Origin of the sequence: Thiocapsa sp. C2-2m (genome assembly GCF_041903745.1) — a bacterium.
Taxonomy (GTDB): domain Bacteria; phylum Pseudomonadota; class Gammaproteobacteria; order Chromatiales; family Chromatiaceae; genus Thiocapsa; species Thiocapsa roseilacustris.
Genome location: NZ_JBBWVD010000021.1, coordinates 1 through 19692, shown reverse-complemented (window position 1 = coordinate 19692; position 19692 = coordinate 1). Strand labels below are relative to the sequence as shown.

Genomic DNA, 19692 nt, shown 5'->3' with positions numbered 1-19692 from the left:
GCTCCGGACGTGGTTTAAGCAGCGTCCCTCATGCCCTTCACTCTTGTCGCAACGCAGCCGCGTACAGATCGACACGCATCACAGCAGACGCGGCGTCGATGGCCGATGATGGTCAGACCAATCGATTAGAGCGTTCACTCTACCGCGAGGAAGCCGACATGACCGAGTGCGTTCCATGCCTCGAGCGTCAGCGAAATGGTCGGCCGTCGTTCGCGAAGCTGGTCTCGGCTGCACCCTGATGCCCATGCCGCGTTCACTCCTGACGGTCCTGCTGATCTCGGCGACACTCGCCGCGGTGGCACTGATCCCGGGCTCGCTTCGCACCTCGGTCACGGAGCCGATCCGGATCGGGGTTTTTCATGCCGCGTCCGGCCCGATGGCCGAGAGCGAGAAAGGGCTCGTCGATGCGGCACGACTCGCCGTGGAGGAGATCAATGCCGAGGGTGGACTGCTCGGGCGTCGCGTGGACCTCGTCGTCGCCGAAAACGATTCGGATTGGGCTACCGCAGCCGCCGAGGTCGAGCGACTGATTCTCGAGGAGCGCGTCAGCGTCGTGCTTGCCTGCTGGACATCGGCCTGTCGCAAGGCCGTCAAGCCGGTTGTGGAAGAACACCGTCACCTGATGCTCTACGCGCTGCAGTACGAAGGCATGGAGCAATCGTCCCACCTCGTCTACATGGGCTCCGCACCCAACCAGCAGATCATCCCCGGAGCCCGTTGGACGATGGACCGATTCGGAAGTCGGATCTATCTCGTCGGCTCCGATTATGTCTTCCCGCGCACCGCCAACCGACTGATCCGCGACCTGGTCACGGCAGCCGGCGGCGAGATTCTGGCGGAGCGCTACGTGCCCATGGACGCGACCGATCTCGACGCGATCGCCGCCGAGATCCGACGGCTGGCACCGGACGCGGTGCTCAATACACTCAACGGCAATGCCAACCGGCACCTGTTCGCCTCGCTCCTGGCCGCCAACCTCGATGCGATGCCGGTGGTCTCGTTCAGTGTTGCCGAGCCCGAGCTGCGTTCCATGCACAGCGGTCGGCTCCATCGCGAGCATTACGCGGTGTGGGGTTACTTCCAAAGCCTACCGGATGCCGTCAACCGTCGCTTCGTCGCCGCGTTCCGGCAGCGCTTCGGCGCCGATCGCGTCGTCAGCGACCCGATCGTCTCGAGCTACAACGGCATCAAGTTGTGGGCCGAGGCGGTTCGCGAGGCCGGCACCGACGATCCGGCACAGGTGAATCGCTCCATCGGACGCGCGAGCCTGCACGGGCCGTCCGGGATCGTCACCCTGGATGCGGCCACGCGACACCTTTGGCGCAGGGTCTACGTGGGTCATGCCCGCGCGGACGGGCAATTCGATGCGGTCGAGATCTCCGAAGCACCGGTCCGCCCGGCGCCGTTTCCCGCCCACCGCAGCCGCGCGCAGTGGCGCGCGCTGGTCGATCTGCTGTCGGACGAATCGGATCGGCGCCCGCCGGAGGATTCACAACAGTGGGCGCAGTAAAACCAAGCCGCCTCGTCCTGCGTTTGGCGGTCGGATTCCTGATCATCGCGCTGCTGCCCTTGGCAGGTCTGGCCTGGTTCTATCTGCACAGCTTCGAGCGCGCACTCACCGCCACCGTTCTGCAGAACATGAACTCGATCGCCGACAAGAAAGCCGACCAGATCGACGACTACATCAACGAACGGCTGGCCGACGCCCGCTCCTTCGCGAGCCAGGCCCAAGTTCGGGAGGCGTTGTCGGCGCTCATCGGCACCACCGATCAACGCGCAAACCGCGCCGCGATTCCGAATCCGAGCCCAACCGAACGCACGGAGATCGCCAAGCTCGGCGAGCGCGCCGATTACCACGACGTCATCTTGATCGACCAAGGAGGCGATGTCGTCTTTTCGCTTCGCGAGGAGGCCGACCTGGGCACCAACCTGCTGCAGGGCCCGTTCCGCGATACCGAGTTGGCTGCGGGCTTCCGCCAGGCCATGACCTTCATGCATATCGACCTGACCCGTTTCGCGCCCTATCGGCCATCCGGAAACGCGATCGCAGCCTTTGTCGTCGCGCCGATTCTCAAGGGACAGCATACGATCGGCGCGCTGGCGCTTCAGGTCAACCTCGACACCCTGATGCCGGTGGTCAGCGACCGCACCGGGCTCGGGGCCACCGGCGAAACCGTGCTCGCCGTTCAGGACGGGCAGGCCGCACGCTACACCATCGCACTCGAACGCATGCCGGGAGCACCCTTCACCAATCGGGTTCCGCTCGTACACACGGCAGAGCCGATGCGTCTTGCGCTGGCCGGAAGTCAGGGCCGTGGCCTGGTGAGTGACTACAGCGGCATCGAGGTCGCAGCGGGCTGGCGTTATCTGCCGGCGCTGGGTTGGGGCATGGTGGTGAAGATCGATGCCGCCGAGGCCATGGCACCACTGCACGCGATGCAGCGGACCACAGCATGGACGTTCACGCTCTTTCTGCTCGCCTCGGCCAGCGCGGCACTGGTGCTCGGTCGCCGCTTGGTCAGGGACGAGACCACCATCGCCGCCCAACAGGCCCGCTACCGCGCCATGCTCGGCAGCATGAACGACGGCGTTGCCCTGTACCGCCCGCGACCGGACGGGAGCGAGTTCGTCCTGATCGACATCAATCCGGCCGCCCAACGGATCGCCGGGGTTGCGACACGCAAGGATGTGCTGGGACTGCCGTCTCGGATCGCCTTCCCGGGTTTGGAGGCTGCAGGCATCTACGCCGCCTTTCGCCGCGTTCATCGCCATGGCGGGCGTGAAACGATCAGCCCCGCGGTGTACGACAAGGGCTCGACCCGTCTGTGGCTCGAGAGCGACGTGATCCGTCTCGAGGGCGGCGAGATCCTCGCGGTGCTCAAAGACATCACCGCGCGCAGGGACGCGGACGAACGCATCGAGCACCTCGCCCATCACGACGGCCTCACCGGGCTCGTGAATCGCCACAACCTCGAGATCCTGTTGCGGCAGGCGCTGCACTCGGCACATCGGGAAGGGCGATGGCTCGCGGTCCTCTTCATCGATCTTGACCGCTTCAAGGTCATCAACGATACGCTCGGCCATCATATCGGCGACCGGCTGTTGGTCGAGGTGGCACGCCGGCTGTGCCGGGACGTGCGCGAGAACGACATCGTCGCGCGTCAGGGCGGAGACGAGTTCGTTGTCGTCCTCACGGCCTTGCAGCGCGCCGAAGAGGCCGCGACGGTGGCCGCGAAGATCCTGAGCGCACTCGGCGAGCCGTACGCCATCGACGGCGAACGGCTGCACACCAGCCCCAGCATCGGCATCAGCATTTATCCCGATGACGGCCTGGACCCCGACACCCTGATGAGGAACGCCGACACGGCGATGTATCACGCCAAGGAGCAGGGTCGAAACAACATCCAGTACTTCACCGAAGCGCTCAACGTGGCGGCAGGCGAACGCCTGACGGTCGAGCGCGAGCTGCGCGTGGCGATCGAGGAGGGCCAGCTCGCCGTGCACTATCAGCCCCAGCTCGAGGCCGATGCGGACCCGCTCGCTCGCCCCTACGCCATGGAGGCTCTGGTGCGTTGGCAACATCCAGGGCGCGGCTTGCTCGAGGCAGGCCATTTTATTCCGATCGCGGAGGAATCCGGACTCATCCACGTGATCGGGGACTGGGTCTTGAAAGAGGCCTGTCGCCGTTTCAGCGAATGGAAGCTCGCGGACATGGGACCGAGGCGCATCGCCGTCAACCTCTCTGCCCACCAACTGCGCAATCCCGCCCTTCTCGACACCGTCTCCGCCGTGCTGCGACGCTACGGCATGAAGGACAACGAGCTGGAGCTCGAGGTCACCGAGACGGTTGCGATGCGCGATCCCGGGCGCGCGGTCGAGACGCTGCAGGCACTGCGCGGTCTCGGCGTTGCACTGGCGATCGACGACTTCGGGACCGGTCATTCCTCGCTCGCCTACCTCAAGCGTCTGCCGATCCAGACGCTGAAGCTCGACCGCGAGTTCGTGCGCGATATCGAAACCGACGAGAACGATGCCGCGATCAGCGCCGCAACCCTCGCACTCGCCCATGAGCTCGGCCTGCGGGTCGTGGCCGAGGGCATCGAGACGGAGGGTCAGAGCCGTTTCCTGCGAGCCCACGGCTGCGACCTCCTGCAGGGCTATTACTACGGCAGACCCGAGCCGGCCGAATTCTGGACGGCACGCTGGGCCGAGGACAGGTCCGCCGAGCTCAGGCTCACCCGAAACCACAGTGCATAGAGCGCCGGCAGAAACAGCAACGTGATCAGGGTACCGACCAAGACCCCGCCGATGAGCACGAAGGCGAGCGGCCCCCAGAAGGTATCCGTGGTCAACGGAATGAAGGCGAAGACCGCCGCCGCCGCGGTCAGCACTACCGGACGCGCGCGCTGCACCGTGGCCTCAACGACCGCGGCAGAGCGCTCCAGACCCTGGTGCAGATTGTCCTCGATCTGTTTGGCCAGGATCAGGGTGTTGCGCATCAGGATGCCGGCCAGCCCGATCAGCCCGAGCAACGCGACGAAACCGAACGGACGATCGGCGATCAGCAAGGCCAGCGTGGCCCCGATCACGCCGAGCGGCGCCGTCGCCACCACCATGAGGGTGCCCGAGAAGCTGCGCATCTGCAGCATGATGACGATCAGCATCAGGACCAGCATGATCGGCTGGACGCGTTGAATCGATGCGTCGGCCTTGCCCGATTGCTCCACTGCACCGCCGATGTCGATCCGATACTCGGGCGGCAGCTCCGAGATCAGCCCCTGCAGCTCGACCCAAATGGCCTGCGTCACGCTCGGCGGCTGCGCGCCCCGGACCTCGGATTGCACCGCGATGAAGGGCTCGCGGTTGTACCGCTTGAGCACCGGATCCTCGAAGGCGATCAGCAGCTCGCCGGCCTGCTCGAGCGGGATGGTCCGACCGTCGAGCGTCTTGAGATTGATGCCGGCGAGGCTGGTCGGCGTGATCGCCGCGCCGCTGCCGCCTGCTCCGGATCCGGATCCGGATCCGGCCACGGCGCCGTCTGCGCTCGCTGGACCATCGTCGGCAAGGCCCCGAAGGATCAGCTGCACATTGCGGATGTCCTCGCGGATCTCGGTCGCCGGCAACCCGGAGAGCTGATACTCCAGCTGACCCGCAAGCTCCCGCGGGGTGAGCCCGATCAGACGCAACCGCTCCGGGTCGAGTACAAGCCGCACCACGGGGACGCGCTCGCCCCAGTCCAGATGCGGATCGAGCGTATTCGGATTGGCCGCGACCACGTCCCGCACCTGCTCGGCGATGCGCCGTAGCACCAGCGGGTCGGGTCCCAGCACACGAAAGGTCACGGGCCAGATGACCGGCGGCCCGTAGAGCAGCTTGTGCACGCGCACCCGCGCCTCGGGAAACTCGCCGGCATCCACATGCGATTGGATCTGCGCGATCAGCGCATCGCGCTGGGCCGCGCCTTCCGCCACCACGATGAGCTTGGCAAAGGCCGGATTCGGAAACTCGGGATTCAGGGCCAGGAAGAATCGCGGTGCCCCGGCGCCGAGATAGGCCGCACTCGAACGCACGCCGGTGGCGTCCGCCAGGATCGCCTCGACCCGCTCGACCACGACCGCCGTCGCGCGGATCGCGCTGCCCTCGGGGAGCCGGATGTCGATCAGGACCTCCGGGCGATCCGAGGTCGGGAAGAACTGTTTCTGCACGCTGCCGGCCAGCCCGACGATCGATAGGACCAAGAGCCCGAAGGTCGCGGCCACGATCCAGATCTTGTAGCGGACACAGCCGCGGATCAGCCCGCGCAGCCTCCGGTAGAGCGGCGTCGAGTAGGCGCTCTCCGAGCCGTGCGCGCCACCGGGAGGCGGCGCCTTCAGCAGCAAGGTGCCCAGATAGGGCGTAAAGGTCACCGCCACCACCCAGGAGGCGAGCAGCGCGAACGCCAGTACCCAGAAGATGTTGCCCGCATACTCGCCCACACCCGAGCGCGCAAAGCCAATGGGCACGAAGCCGATCACGGTCACCAGTGTGCCGCTGAGCATGGGCGCTGCGGTGACCGTCCAGGCATGCGCCGCGGCACGCAGCCGGTCCCAACCCGCTGCCATCTTCACCAGCATCATCTCGATGGCGATGATGGCGTCGTCGACCAACAGCCCCAGGGCGATGATGAGCGCACCCAGACTGACGCGATCCAGGTTGATGCCCTTGATCAGCATCAGCAGGAAGGTCAGACCCAGGGTCAGCGGGATGGTGATGCCGACGACCAGCCCGGCACGCCAGCCGATCGCAACGAAGCTGACCAGCATGACCACCGCGACCGCGACCAGGAACTTGATCTGAAAGAGATCGACGGCATGCGTGATGGCGTCGGCCTGATTGGTGAGCTGCGTAAAGCCGACGCCCAACGGCAGACTGGCCTCCAACCCATCCTGCAGCGCGATCAGACGCTCGCCGAGCGCCAACCCGTTCTCGCCGCGTTGCATCACCACGCCGAGCAGGACCGCATCCTCGCCGCCGGCGCGGATCAGAAACTCAGGCGGATCCTCGTAGCCTCGACGGACCTCGGCAATCTCGCCCAGCGTGATGAGATGCTCGCCGACGCGCAACGGGACATGGCGGATATCCTCAAGCTCGCGCAATTCGGCATCCGGACGCAGATAGAGCCGCGGCCCGTCGGTCTCGACCAGCCCCGCCGGGGCAAGCCGATTTTGGGCATCCAGGGCCTCGCGCACTGCAGCGGGCGACACCCCGAGATTGGCGAGACGCGCCTGATCGAGCTCCACGAAGAAGCGTTGCGGCCGCTCGCCGAGGATGCGTGCCTTCTGAACCCCCTCGACGCGGGCGAGACGATCGCGGATCCGCTCGGCCTCGCGCACCAGCAGGCGGTTCGGCAAGTCCGGTGCCGACAGCGCATAGAGCGCGAAATAGACATCCGAGAAGTCGTCGTTGACGAAGGGCCCGAGCACCCCGGCCGGCAGACTCGCCGCCGCATCCGACATGCGTTTGCGCACTTGGTAGAAGAGCTCGGGAACCTGCTCGGACGGCGTGTAGTCCTGAAACTCGATCAGCATGTCGACCCGTCCGGGGCGGGCCGTGGTCTCGAGCCTGTAGAAGAGCTCGACCTCGCCGATGCGTTTCTCCAGCGGATCGGCGACCAGATCCTGCATCTGTTGCGCGCTCGCGCCAGGCCAGAGCGCCGAGACCACCATCACGCGCACGGTAAAGGCCGGGTCTTCCGCGCGGCCGAGCTGCAGGAAGGCCGTCAGACCGGCGATCACGGTCACCAGGATCAGGAAGAGCGTCACCGAGCGCTCGCGCACGGCGAGCGCGGAGAGGTTGAGGCGCCCGCCCGGTGGCCTGTCGTCCGACGGGCTCATCGCTCGAGCACCCGCACAACCTGACCTGGCAGCAAGAGATGCGCGCCCAGTGCCACCACCGGCGTCCCCGGTGCCAGATCGGTTCGGATCTCGGCCTGCTCGCCGACGATGCCGATCAGCTCGACCGGCTCGGGCTCGACCCGCCCCTCCTCGATCCGCCAGATCAGGGGTCCTTCGCCGCGCTCCAGGATGGCACCGAGCGGCACCCGGGCGATCGGCCTGGACGTCTCGCGTACCGTCTCGAAGGTCAGGGTCACGGTCGTGCCGAGCCCGGGCCCGCTCGGCAGCTCGGGCAGACGATAGCGGGCACGCCAGGTCCGGCTGAGCGGATCCGCGCTGCCGGCGATCTCGCGCAGGGTCACCTGAGCGGACGTACGGGCGGACGCCGGGCCACTCGCAGGGCCGTTCTCGAGCCGTGCCGTCGCCTCTGCCGGCAGGCCGACACGCCGTGATTCCGGCACCTGGACCTCGATCTCGCGCGGCCCGTCCTCGGCCAGCCGCGCAACCGCCTGACTCGGCGAGACGACCTGTCCGACCTGTCCCTCCACATCCAGGATCACACCCGTCGCGGGCGCGACCAGATCGGCATAGAGGATGGCGTTGCGCGCCTGCTCCAGGCTCGCCTCGGCGGCCAGCAAGCGTTGCTCGGCGGCGCGCGCAGAGGTCACGGCCCGGTCATGGTCCTGCTCGCTCGCGAGCCGCTTGGTCAGAAGATCGCCAAGGCGCTCGCGCTCGCGCTCGGCGTTCTCATGCTCCGCCCGGGCGCTCGCCACCGTTGCCTCGGCCGCCAGACGTTGCTGCGTCACGTCGCGCGGATCGAGCCGGAACAGGACGTCCCCGGCCGCCACCTGTGCCCCGGCATCGACCAGACGCGCCTGAATCTCGCCGCCGATGCGGAAGGACAGCGGGATCTCATGGCGGGCACGCACCGTGCCCGTGAGCGTCCAGACGCTGTTCGGTGCGGGCTCCACCCCGGCCGACAACACCCAAGGCACCGATTCACGATCGGGCAGCGCATCGGGCGCGGTCGACTCGTCGTGACTCGGCCCGCATCCCGAGCCGAAGAGCGCTGCGATGAACAGCGCTCCGATCTTGTTTATCCTGGTCGACAAGGGTCACTCCTGCACCGCAAGCGCCGGCGTTGGTTGGTGATTGACCGCACCATTATTACTGTACGATAGCGTTTAGTAAATGACCATGATGATCATGGCCCGCCAGAGATCAGGTTCTGAAATCTCTCACGGAGGCGTTTCGAGCTGGAATCAGGGCGCCTGCGTAGACTGATAGGGGGGCAGACGATGACGGAGGAAACAGTCATGCCGACATCCGACGCTGGGGCATCCGGGGCACCGGGGCCGCCGCGAGCCGCCGGGCGCGGCCGACCGCCGGACCCCGCCAAGCACGCGGCCATCCTCGCGGCCGCTCGGAGGCTCTTCTTCTCGGGCTCGATCCAGGCGCTCAATATGGAGGCCGTTGCCCGCGCATCCGGGGTTTCAAAGGTCACGGTCTACAGCCATTTCGGTGATTTACAGGGTCTGATCCGCGCGGTCGTGCTGCTGCAGCGCAGCGAGATGACGGCCGCACTCGACGACCTGCCGTCAGGTCAGCGCGGGCTGAAACAGGCGCTGATCGATCTGGGATGCGCGCTGATGGGATTCCTGAGCAGCGACGACTATGTCGCCCTGCAACGCATGCTCGCCACCCTGGCCGGACAGGAGACCTGGCTCGGGGCGCTCGTCTACCGCGACGGCGCGGAGGCGACACGCGATCGCCTCGCCGCACGCCTGGCCGAGGCGTCGGCCCGCGGCGACCTCCGCGCGCACGACAGCCGCCTGGCCGCCGAGCAGCTGCTCGGCATGTGGCAGGGCATCCAGACCACGGGGCTCTTGAGCGGCGGCTGTCCGCGCCCGGAGGCCGAGGAGCTGCGCCGCCGGGTCGAGTGCGGGGTAGAGGTGCTGTTGCGGGCCTATGCGCCAGAGGATGTGGATCGCAAGATCGACCCGGATTGAAACGCGATTCAGCTGCGCAAACGCGCTTGGTAGTTGGGGATCAAATGGGCGTTGACGCCGTCGAGGCTTGTCGGCGACTGCGAGCCGCGAAAGGCGACCACCAGGATCAATTGAACCAGACCCCTTTTTAGACCCCGGAAATCACCTAAGCATGCATGAAGGCTGGCTCCTCAGGTGGCCGGCGTGATCTGGCGATTTCACCGTATCATCCTGGCCAGCCTTCCTCAGTCTTTTTCAATCGCTTGCGCTTACCTTAGTGCCATACGAACCTGACCCTTTTTTTACTTAGCGGTCGTCGACCAGCTCCAAGCGGCGTTCGATTCGGTCCAAACGATCTTTGAGCCGGTCTATGGTTGCCTGCTGGCGAGCGATATCCTCGGCGGTTCCGGCCTCGTCGCGGCGAATCCCGGCGATCGCGGATTCGACCCGATTGATGCGATGCTTGACGTCGTTGAATTCATTGCGCATCTCGGTCTGCAGCGCCGTGATCTGGTTCCGAAGAGCACGGAACTGTTCGAGAATGAGGTGCTCGATGTTTTCGGTCATGGCGATAATCTCCACCGGATTGCTGTTTTCCGGGATTCAGAGTGCCGGCGTTGCTCATCAGCGCTTGCCGCCGAAGAGCCGTCCGAAGAGTCCCGATGCCGGTGCCTTTGCGGGAGCTGCCTCGGCCAGCGCTTGCGCGGCCTCGGCGGCGGCTTTCGCATCCTCGGCCTCTGCGGTCTGCCAGGCGGTGCTGAGCGTCTCCCAGCGCGGGTCGCTGCTGTCCAAGCTCCAGGCACGGATGTGCTTGTCGACGCTGCCCGAGTAGAGCCACTTGCCGTCGGGGCTGAAGGCGACGCAGTAGACGTCCTTTTCGTGGCCGGTCAGACGCGTCATCTCGGCGCCGGAAACGGCGTCCCACAGCACGATCGTCTTGTCCGCGCTACCCGAGGCGATGGTCTTGCCGTCCGGGCTGAAGACGGCACTCCACACCGGATAGGTGTGCTCCTCCATCTCCATGATGAGTCCGCCCTTCTCGAGGTCCCACAGCCCGATCGAGCCGTCGACGTTGCTGAGCAGGAGCCGGCTGCCGTCCGGGCTGAACTGGGTGCTGTTGATGCCGTTGTTGATGACGTCGAGGCGCAGCAGCTCATCCCCCGAGTCGACATCCCAGACCGCCATGGTGCAGTCGCGGCTGCCCGAGACCAGGCGCGTGCCGTCGATCGAGAAGACCACGCCCTGCACATATTGCGGATGTCCCTCGATGGTGCGCACCAGGGCGCCGTCGGCCGAGGTCCAGATGCAGATGGTGCCGTCTTCGCTCCCGGAGGCCAGCAGCTCGCCGCCGGGCTGGAAGTCGACGCTGTAGACCAGGCTGCTGTGACCGCTTTGGCTCCAGAGAGCCGTGCCGGTGGCGACGTCCCAGAGCCGCACGGTGGTATCGGTGCCGCCCGAGGCGACCCAGTGGCCGCCGGGGTGGAAGCGCACCGTGTAGACGCGCCCGTCGTGCCCCTGCATTGCATGCTCGACACGCCCCGCGGCGACGTCCCAGATCTTGACCAGGCTGTCCCAACTCGCGGTGGCCAGGCGCTGGCCGTTGGGGCTCAGAGCGAGTCCGTAAATGGTGTCGGTTGCGGCCGTGCGCGGCACGGAGCGCCAGTGTGGGGTAGGCATCGCGGTCTCCTTCTGACTGATGCGAATGGATTTTAAACCGCGCCCGATGCGGTATGCGGTATGCGGTATTTGGTGGATGGGCGCGGTTTAAAGTATTAAAAATAATAAATTCTAAACCGCGTCTCCATAAAGCTCGGAAACATCCTCGAGCCCGACACAACATGAAAATGACGCATTTCACTCTGGACGCGGTTTAAGGGCTTGAGTGACGCCGGCTCAGGACTCGATCATCTGGTCGAGGCGATGGCCTGGGCGCACCATGGGGATGACGTTCTCGGCCTTGTCGACCCAGACATCGACCAGAACTGGGCCGGGCTGGGCCAACGCTTGGGCGACACCCTCGCGCAGATCCTTGGGATGCTTGATGCGCTGGGTCTTGAGGCGCGGATAGACATACTTGAGGCCGGTCAGGTTCGGGATCTGACGCCGACAGGTCTGGTCCAGGTCCATGCAGTCCGGGTCGCAGCTCGCGTCGCGGGCGAGACAGGTCTCGTAATGATGGCCCTCGTCCATCATGTCTTCCCACTGGCGGACCATCCCGAGAAAGCTGTTGTTCAGGACGAAGATCTTGAGCGGGATCCGGTTGGCGACCAGGGTGCCGAGCTCCTGGATGTTCATCTGAAAGCTGCCGTCGCCGTCGATCAGGACGAGCGGGTGGATCGGGTCGGCAAACCAGGCGCCGATGGCCGCGGGCAGGCCGAAGCCCATGGTTCCGAGCCCGCCCGAGCTGATCCACTGGCGCGGCCGGCGGAAGCGATAATACTGCGCAGACCACATCTGATGCTGGCCGACACCCGTGACCAGGGTCGCGTCGCCCGCAGTCATCTCGGAGATGAGCTCGACGACAGCCTGCGGCTTGATGTACTCGGAATGCCCGTAGGGCTTGGGCATCTGCTCGCGCCATTGCGCGATCGTGGCGAGCCAGTCGGCATGGTCGGCGGCCTGTCCGGTGCTCAAGGCATGCTCGAAGAAGGCGCCGAGCTCCGCGACCAGATGTAGGTCGGTCGCAATGGTCTTGTCGATCTCCGAGGGGTCGATGTCGACATGCGCAATGCGCTTGCCCGTGGCGAAACCCTTGACCGCGACTCGATCGTCGAACCGCCCGCCCAGTGAGAGGATCAGGTCCGCGTCGCGCAGGGCATAGTTGGCCGGGATGGTGCCGTGCATGCCCGGCATGCCGAGGTTGTGCGGCAGCTCGAAGGGCAGGGCGCCGAGCGCGTTGAAGGTGGTGGTGACCGGGACGGCAAAGCGCTCGGCGAAGGCCCGCAGAGCCGGTGCCGCGTTGGCATGGATGACCCCGCCGCCGGCCTTCACGACCGGGCGCTCGGCGGCGGCCAGTGCGGCGAGGATGGCGTCGGCCCGCACCGGGTCGAAGGCGATCGGCTCGCGATGACGGATGCGGGGGGGGTTCTGCCCGCTCGGATCTCGGCTGGTTTGGGCCAGTTGCACGTCCTTGCAGATGTCGACCACGACCGGACCGGGCCGTCCGCGGGTCGCCAGCGCATAGGCCTCGCGCAGCACCCACTCCAGATCGCGGACGTCCTTGATCAGATAGTTGTGCTTGGAGATCGGCCGCGTAAAACCGACCGTGTCGACCTCCTGGAAGGCATCGGTGCCGATCGCCGCACTCGGCACCTGACCGGTGATGAAGAGCGTCGGGATCGAGTCCTTATAGGCGTCTGCGATCGGTGTGGCCAGATTGGTCGCGCCCGGCCCGGAGGTGGCGATCGCTACGCCGACACGTCCGCTCGTCCGCGCATAGCCTTCCGCGGCATGTCCGGCGCCGCCCTCCTGACGGCAGAGGATGAATTTGGGCGCCGGATCGCGTCGGCGCATCCGCCGATTCAACTCGACATGCAAGGGGATGACCGCACCTCCGGTATGGCCGAACAGATACGCGACCCCAAGGTCAGTCAGGACATCGAAGAAGATGGCAGCGCCGGATCGGAGGGCATGGCTCATGGGGCGAATGACCAGGGCTCAAGGACTAACAAGCCAGTCATCATACCCTCACATGACGCTAAGGGCAGGATGGATCGCCAACCGGGCGGGGCTTTCGGTTATCCTCCGCGCCTGGTCGGTCTCCGTCCGCCTCGAGTGTGGCGGGGCATCAAGAATCGCGATTGAGGACGTTGTCGATGCAAGCGATCGTTGGGCGGCTTGAAGCACTGTTTGAGAGATTGGGGCGGGTGAATTACGAGCGGATTTTCGTCGCCTCGGTCGTGGTTGCAACACTGACGGGGTCGCTCTATGTGTACCTCGTAGACTTCTATTTTGCGGGCTCGCCGGATCAGGCTGTCGCGGCTGATCCTCTGGTCGCTGACCGCGTCGCGCCGATCGGACGGGTGACCCTCGCCGAGCCTGTTGTTGCCGTGCCCGCGGCAGAGACCGCGCTCGCTGCGACCGACGCGCCGCCTGTCGAGGCAGTGCCGGCCGAATCGTCCGCCGAGGGCGGCGTCGCCGAAGCGTCTGCATCCGATGCGGGGTCGATCGACGCGGGGTCAACCGATGTGCCCGCGGCGTTGGATGCGCCGCCCGAACGCTTGCCCGAGTTCCCGCCCAAGCTCCCACCCGAGCTCTTGACGGATCAGGCCGAAGGGCCGGCCGCTGTTTCCGCGGATCCGATCGAGGCACCGTCCGCATCGACCGAGGCGGATGGGATGGTCGCGGCCGAAGCCGAGCCGTCGGTTCTGTCCGGGGAGCCTGGGACGACCGGACCCGCGGTAAGGGTCGAGCGGCCGAGTCCGGCGCCGACCTACCCACCGGTTCCGCCGGGCTTCGTGCCGATGCCCGCACCGGGTTACGCCCCGGTCTATCCGCAGTATAAGGCGCCGCCCGAGGCGACTCGGCAGGCACCCGGCGCACCGGTCTGGTTCGCTCCCGGCCCCTATCAAGCCTATCCGCCGACCCCGTACGTTCGCCCCGAGGCGCCGGCGATCGGCTATCCGCCGCCGCAGGGTTGGATGCGCTGAGGTGTCGCCTGCCGGGCTCGGGATCGGCGCCGGGCGCGTTTCCGTCGCCGCCGTGGGCTCCCCCGAGACCGGCCGTCGAGCCCCGCAGGATGACCGTTCGAGGTTCTCATGAGCGTCGCTGTGGCGGCGGAGGGGCAGGGCGCGGAGTCGCCGTCGGGTGGCGCTCTCTCCGCGGAGAACGAGGACGCCGAGCCGTGCGAGGCACAAACGACCATCGGCGGAAGTTGTGCTTACTACCGTCAGCACAACCTACGGGTTAGCGGGCGAGCTGGCCTGCACGACGCGCGGCAAGCGAAACGAAGACGGAGAGGATACCGAATGCGAGAATTCATCTCCAGCTACAACTCAAATCGCCGAACAAGGGGTGCTGCGTGACGGGTGCATTCCGGTCGTTCGCCATGCATGATCTCCTATAATGGCACTTGGCTCGGTAGGCCGTGCTCAAACCGGTGGAGGCATCGGATCGCGGTAACGGCCGGTCCGGAGCCGCCGTGAAAGCATGCGCCGGTCCGGCCTGTCGGCCCATGACGATTACAAGTACGCATGTCCGATCCGGACCTTGCAGCCCAGCTCGATTTTCAGTGCAAACGAGGTTTTGACCGCATGGTTTCTCACTACAACATGATCATCGTCCCGGTGGACGGCTCGGAAGGCGCGGCGCGCGCTGCCTTGTTCGCCGCCGATTTGGCGCGTGCCACCGGCTCTCCGATCCAGCTTCTGCACGTGTTCTCCCCGACCAGCAACGAGTTGATGGGCATGGCGCATCTCCCGCGCACACAGATCGACTCGATCAGTCACGAAGCGGCCAACAACGCCTTCACCAAGGCACGGGAGGCGATCGGCAAAGCGGATGATCTGACGATCGAAGAGAAGAGTGTCTGGGGTGAGCCGCGCGAGGAGATCGTTGCCGCGGCGGAGGCCGCCGACGCCATGATCGTGATGGGCCGCCGGGGTCTCGGGAAGATGCAGAAATTGATCATCGGCAGCGTCTCGGATGCGGTCATCCGTACGGCGCATCGTCCGGTCACGGTGGTGAGCTGAGGGCGAGTGAGGAGTGAGGAGTGAGGAGTGAGGAGTGTTGGCGGTGCCACATCTCCCCGTCATCCGAATCGACCTGGGCGGCCTTGCCCGTGTACCCCGTTAGAGTGCTGATCGGGACGGCAGGGACAAGCGCAGCGAAGTCCACCAGCGCCGGCGCAGGGCTCGGTGGACTTCGCTCTCGATCGTCTCTGCCAGCTGTCTTGGGAGCCCCCGGCTCCCGGATTCCAATTGACCGAGCTGGAGGCTGTTGCTCTCAGACGGCGTACCGCAGGATCGCCGCCAGCGCTCTGCCTTCGGGGATGTCCTGCGCTCGCACGCTCAGCACCTCTCCGCCGGATAGGAGCACCCGCCGAGCGATCTCGTCGATGACCCCGTAGGTGTCGGCGCTCGCGGCGTCGGCGAAGGTGACGGTGCCGTCCGCGTCATCAACCGTGCCGTTCACCACCTGATCCATGTCGACCAGCAGGCTCTGCACGGCGCCGAAGGTTGCCGCGCGTGCGGTGCGGGCGATGTCGGTGGTGGCCCGATCCTCGTTGAGACGTTGCTGGAAGAGCGCGTTCCAGTCGGCGATTTGTGATTGATAGAGCCCGTCGAGCAGGGGGCGCGCGGCGGCGGCCAGCTCGGTCTCGGACAGGCGCTCCGGATTGCCCTCGATCCCGTCGGCGACCAGGTGCGGATAGGTGTTGACCGAGCGATAGATAGCGCCGAGGCTCTCGACCGAGGCCAGGATCAAAGGGGCCGAGTTGCCGGCTAAGAGTCCACGCAGGGCACCGTCGACCTTGCGCGCATATTGCCGCAGGCGGACCTTCTTACCCTCCGATCCACCGATGCGACCGCTGTAGGAGCGGGTGGCGATGCTCGCCTCGCCGACCGACGAGGCCGCGTCCGTCGGCATCCCCGCGACCTTGACCTCGCTCGCCGGCAGGTCCGCCGAGACCTCGATCAGCCGTACGCCCCCGTCGGCCAGGGCCAGGACGTAGCCGCTATTGCAGAAATTGACCGAGCGCAGCAGCGGTTTCATGTGAAAGCGGTCGGAGACCTTGACCAGGGGTTCCAGTGCATTCGGGACGCGGAAGGTGCGCAGATTGTCAGGGGTGGCGAAGACCACCAGGCCGTGGGCCTGAAAACGCCAAAATTCGTTGTCCTCGACGAGATCGTCCAACTCCTCGATCAGGTCGTTGACGCGCCGCTTGTCCGACCCGGCCGCCTCCAACTGAGTCAACGCCTCTTTGGTCAGATTTTTGAGCAGGATGCGATCCGCGTCCGTTTCGGTGCTGATGGGCGTGGTGGGCAGGATGATGGACACCGCGATGTCGTGACGCTGGGCCGCCAGGTCGGCGAGCTCGTCGGCGGCGGGAAGATCGAGATAAAGCATGCGTGGTGTCTCCGATGGTGATGTGGTCAGCGCCTGGTGCGACGCCGGTCCAGTTGGCCCAGGCTTTTGGATCGAAAAGAGGGGCGCTGTAAGGGTGCCCGGTCAGGCATCGTCGACGAGGTGCTCGGGGCGCGGCAGGTCGACGTGCGTTGCGGGCTCCGCACCGGAGCGTCGGTTCAGTGCAAAGTCCCGCATGGCGGCCGCGCCGGAGAGGTTGTAGACATCCTTGAAACCATACTGCGCGAGGATGCGCACGGCGGCATAAGCACGCTGCCCGCCGCGGCACGAAACCACCGTGGGCAGGGCTGGATCGAGCTCCCCGAGGCGGTCGCGCAGATCGTCGAGCCGGATGTGCTTCGCGTGGGGTGCGTCGCACAGCGGAAGCTCGTCGAGCTCCGCCGCCTCGCGGACATCCACGACCTGGAATTCGGAGAGATCCGCGTCCGGCTGGATCAGCGGCGAGAGTCCGTCGAGATCGTTTTGCGCGACGAAGGCGGCCATGTGCAGCGGGTCCTTGGCCGAGCCGAAGGGCGGTGCGTAGGCGAGATCCAGCGCCCCGAGATCCTCGATCGTCCCCTTGAAGTGGATCAGGGTCGCGACGACGTCGAGACGCTTGTCCACGCCGGCCGCTCCGACGACCTGTGCGCCGAGCACGCGTCCCGTGCCCGTCTCGTAGACTAGCTTGATGGCGATCGGCGCCGCCCCCGGATAGTAGCTCGCGTGATGGTAGGAGACGATATGCACCGCGCGCGCATCGAATCCGGCCTGCCGTGCCGCGCGCAGCGACAGACCCGCGATCCCGGCGGCGTAGCCGAAGACGCGCACGACCGAGGTGCTCCAGGCCGCGGGAGCCGGGCGCGAGGCACCCGTCACGGCATGCTCGCCGGCCAGCCGACCGGTGCGATTGGCGATGCCGGCGAGCGGGACCCGCATGCGCTCCCCGGTCGGACCGAAGCCGTATTCGGCGGCATCCCCGACCGCATAGATGTCCGGGTCAGAGGTGCGCATGTAGGCGTCGGTGGCGATGCCGCCGCTGGCCCCGATGGTCAGCCCGGCATCCAACGCGAGCGCCACGTTCGGACGCACGCCGATACTCATCAGCACCAGGTCCGCCGTCAGGCGGGTCCCGTCGGCGAGGGTCACGCCGGTCACGGCCCCGTCGGTCTGCTCGATCGCGGCGACACCACGGCCGAGCTCGAGTCGCACCCCGTGGCGCTCGCTCTCGCGGTGGAGCGGCTCGGCGATCTCGCGATCGAAGAAGGGCATGACCTGGTTCTGCAGCTCCACGACCGTGACCTTCAGACCCCGACGGACGAACTGCTCCGCCACTTCGAGTCCGATGTAGCCTGCACCGACCACGACGGCCTCTTTCGCGTGCGCCATTCCGGCGACGATCCGGTCCATGTCTCCGAGATTGCGCAGGCTGAAGACACCTTGCGCCGTCGCACCCGGGATGGGCGGCACGATCGGCGCGGCACCGGGCGAGAGGATGAGCTTGTCGTAGCCCTCCCCGTATTGCTCGCCGGTGTCGAGATTCTTGACCAGCACCCGCTTGGTCCCGCGATGAATCGCGATCACCTCATGGCGGATGCGTGCGTCGATCAGGAACCGATCGCGAAACAGCTCCGGCGTCGCCACCAGAAGCTGGGCGCGATCGGCGATTTCGCCGCCGATGAAATAGGGCAGACCGCAGTTCGCGAAGGACACATAGGGGTCGCGCTCGAACAGAATGATCCGGGCATGCTCGTTGACACGGCGAGCCCGCGCGGCCGCCGATGCGCCGCCCGCCACACCGCCGACGATCAGGATCCTCGGGGCGTCGTGCGCTTGTGTCGTGGATGTCACTGCTGCGTTCTCCGTCGTGGTCGAGGGAAAAAACCCTATTCGATCAAGGCAACATCGTGTCGATGCCGACGGCGGGGATCTTACCGGAATCGCGGATCGAGCGCCGGTCGCTCGCACGCGATGGTTCGCGTCGGCCGAAGCGCAATGCGGGCGTTTCCATGGACCTTGCCGCCGATCAGGTGATGCTGGCACCTTGGATCCAGCATCGAGATGCCTCTCACGGAGACCCGGAGAGCATGGAGAATCAGCGATCTTTCCTGCGGGCCCTCCGTGTCTCCGTGGCTCCGTGAGAGTTTTTGGAAGCTGATTGGTGCTCAGGTAGTCTGAGGCTCTAATCTTCTCGCTGAGACCAAGAAAATCAACGGTTTAATTGACGCATCATCTAAGCCGTTTTTCGTCTTGCTACATCTTTGCCACAGCTCACGGCGCGTCAGGATCAGGCGCGGTTGGTCGGCGGGTCTTGGTCAATTTCGGAAGTCTTTCGTTTTTGACCACGCAAGATCCGGCCGAATCGGCTTCGCGTAGTCTATCTATGCCTACGGACGCCTTTCGGACTGTGCGCGAATCCGGCCGAATCGGCTTCGCGTAGTCTATCTATGCCTACGGGCGCCATTTTGGCTGTTCGCGCTTAAACTAAAGTTAGCGCAAACCCCTTCGACTCCTTCGCACTCATTCGCCACGCCTGTTCAACCCCTTCGCGGACTCCTTCGCACGCCTCAAACCCCTTCGCAGCCGATGCCGCGGTCGATCTCCTCGACAGGTGTCCAACGGGGTCCGCATCGTCTTGATGTGGAATGCTTAACGCTCCGGGGCGCCCGGTGGTTACCCGCAGACTTACCCGCGGAGGGTCACGGGTCGGCGGCCGATTCCGACGTCGGAATCGGATCAGAACCTGAAGGCAGCCTGATGCAAAACGGAAGCGGTTTCGTTTTGCATCAGGCTTGAGGAATTTCGGAAGCGCTTTCGTTTTTCCTCAAGATCCGAACCTGAAGGAGGTTGCGGCCGTGACTAACGTTAGTCACGGTCAAGAGCTAACTGCAGATGCTGCGGTCAGCTTGGGAGGGTGCGCGACGTCGCGCAGTTGAAACTTCCCGCCGGCGGGAAGTTGTGACGGTGCGGACCTAACCGCCGGCGGTTAAGTGTTCCGACGTCGGAACGTAACGGCTTTGCGTCACAGTGACGTGACAGTCACGGGGCGACGTCGCCACATTTATTGCAATTTGCAATAAATCCGAGAAGCGGCCTGTTTCAGGTCGTTCGGGGCCAGGAAGGGGGGTTTTTCCGAATTGGAACCAATGGTTGCGCATTCCACGCCATTCGGCCACCTGTTCCACCACTATCCGGCCGGCGACTCCACCGGCATTCGGCCACCCGTTCCACGGCCATTCGGCCGGGGCAGTCGGAGCGAAGCGACGCAGGCG

The 19692-nt window shown here is 65.8% G+C and carries 13 protein-coding genes; 5 read left to right on the top strand and 8 right to left on the bottom strand.

What is annotated here, in order from left to right:
* Positions 1-175: 175 nt before the first annotated feature.
* Together AADX97_RS16700 and AADX97_RS16695 are read left to right on the top strand one after the other, a co-directional pair.
* Positions 176-1510 (top strand): urea ABC transporter substrate-binding protein, encoded by a 1335-nt coding sequence (locus tag AADX97_RS16700; protein WP_374234840.1) that lies wholly within the window; start codon positions 176-178, stop codon positions 1508-1510.
* A complete protein-coding gene (locus tag AADX97_RS16695) occupies positions 1498-4257 on the top strand; it encodes an EAL domain-containing protein (RefSeq protein WP_374234841.1) in 2760 nt (919 codons plus the stop codon). The genes AADX97_RS16700 and AADX97_RS16695 overlap by 13 nt, the downstream gene beginning before the upstream one ends.
* Here AADX97_RS16695 and AADX97_RS16690 read toward each other — a convergent pair.
* On the bottom strand, positions 4164-7373 hold the full coding sequence (locus AADX97_RS16690; protein ID WP_374234842.1) for an efflux RND transporter permease subunit: 3210 nt from the start codon (positions 7371-7373) through the stop codon (positions 4164-4166). The two genes, AADX97_RS16695 and AADX97_RS16690, sit on opposite strands and share 94 nt — an antisense overlap.
* Complete coding sequence (locus AADX97_RS16685) at positions 7370-8485, bottom strand: efflux RND transporter periplasmic adaptor subunit (protein WP_374234843.1); 1116 nt, start codon at positions 8483-8485, stop codon at positions 7370-7372. The genes AADX97_RS16690 and AADX97_RS16685 overlap by 4 nt, the downstream gene beginning before the upstream one ends.
* Positions 8486-8689: 204 nt before the next feature.
* On the opposite strand from AADX97_RS16685, the gene AADX97_RS16680 reads away from it, so the two are divergent.
* On the top strand, positions 8690-9382 hold the full coding sequence (locus AADX97_RS16680; RefSeq protein ID WP_374234844.1) for a TetR/AcrR family transcriptional regulator C-terminal domain-containing protein: 693 nt from the start codon (positions 8690-8692) through the stop codon (positions 9380-9382).
* 285 nt (positions 9383-9667) lie between these two features.
* Here the strand turns inward: AADX97_RS16680 and AADX97_RS16675 are convergent, their stop codons facing one another.
* From AADX97_RS16675 to ilvB, 3 genes are all read right to left on the bottom strand, one after another.
* Positions 9668-9928 (bottom strand): hypothetical protein, encoded by a 261-nt coding sequence (locus tag AADX97_RS16675; protein WP_374234845.1) that lies wholly within the window; start codon positions 9926-9928, stop codon positions 9668-9670.
* Positions 9929-9985: 57 nt separating this feature from the next.
* On the bottom strand, positions 9986-11038 hold the full coding sequence (locus AADX97_RS16670; RefSeq protein WP_374234846.1) for a WD40 repeat domain-containing protein: 1053 nt from the start codon (positions 11036-11038) through the stop codon (positions 9986-9988).
* A gap of 216 nt (positions 11039-11254) precedes the next feature.
* Entirely contained in the window at positions 11255-13000 is a 1746-nt protein-coding gene (gene ilvB / locus AADX97_RS16665) for a biosynthetic-type acetolactate synthase large subunit (protein ID WP_374234847.1), read from the bottom strand.
* A gap of 176 nt (positions 13001-13176) precedes the next feature.
* On the opposite strand from ilvB, the gene AADX97_RS16660 reads away from it, so the two are divergent.
* Complete coding sequence (locus AADX97_RS16660) at positions 13177-14010, top strand: hypothetical protein (protein WP_374234848.1); 834 nt, start codon at positions 13177-13179, stop codon at positions 14008-14010.
* A gap of 543 nt (positions 14011-14553) precedes the next feature.
* Positions 14554-15051, top strand: coding sequence for a universal stress protein (locus AADX97_RS16655; protein ID WP_374234849.1), 498 nt, complete (start codon positions 14554-14556; stop codon positions 15049-15051).
* 253 nt (positions 15052-15304) lie between these two features.
* Here the strand turns inward: AADX97_RS16655 and AADX97_RS16650 are convergent, their stop codons facing one another.
* The 3 genes from AADX97_RS16650 to AADX97_RS16640 form a co-directional block, all read right to left on the bottom strand.
* Positions 15305-16426 (bottom strand): hypothetical protein, encoded by a 1122-nt coding sequence (locus AADX97_RS16650; RefSeq protein WP_374234850.1) that lies wholly within the window; start codon positions 16424-16426, stop codon positions 15305-15307.
* A 102-nt stretch (positions 16427-16528) separates the two neighbouring features.
* A complete protein-coding gene (locus AADX97_RS16645) occupies positions 16529-18271 on the bottom strand; it encodes an FAD-dependent oxidoreductase (protein WP_374234851.1) in 1743 nt (580 codons plus the stop codon).
* A 1121-nt stretch (positions 18272-19392) separates the two neighbouring features.
* Positions 19393-19692: hypothetical protein (locus AADX97_RS16640; protein WP_374234852.1), on the bottom strand; the 300-nt coding region annotated here is incomplete at its 5' end.

Coding starts and splice junctions, on each gene's coding strand:
- AADX97_RS16680 (WP_374234844.1), top strand. CDS start 8,690: ATGCCGACATCCGACGCTGGGGCATCCGGGGCACCGGGGCCGCCGCGA.
- ilvB (WP_374234847.1), bottom strand. CDS start 13,000: ATGAGCCATGCCCTCCGATCCGGCGCTGCCATCTTCTTCGATGTCCTG.
- AADX97_RS16655 (WP_374234849.1), top strand. CDS start 14,554: ATGTCCGATCCGGACCTTGCAGCCCAGCTCGATTTTCAGTGCAAACGA.
- AADX97_RS16660 (WP_374234848.1), top strand. CDS start 13,177: ATGCAAGCGATCGTTGGGCGGCTTGAAGCACTGTTTGAGAGATTGGGG.
- AADX97_RS16690 (WP_374234842.1), bottom strand. CDS start 7,373: ATGAGCCCGTCGGACGACAGGCCACCGGGCGGGCGCCTCAACCTCTCC.
- AADX97_RS16670 (WP_374234846.1), bottom strand. CDS start 11,038: ATGCCTACCCCACACTGGCGCTCCGTGCCGCGCACGGCCGCAACCGAC.
- AADX97_RS16700 (WP_374234840.1), top strand. CDS start 176: ATGCCTCGAGCGTCAGCGAAATGGTCGGCCGTCGTTCGCGAAGCTGGT.
- AADX97_RS16650 (WP_374234850.1), bottom strand. CDS start 16,426: ATGCTTTATCTCGATCTTCCCGCCGCCGACGAGCTCGCCGACCTGGCG.
- AADX97_RS16675 (WP_374234845.1), bottom strand. CDS start 9,928: ATGACCGAAAACATCGAGCACCTCATTCTCGAACAGTTCCGTGCTCTT.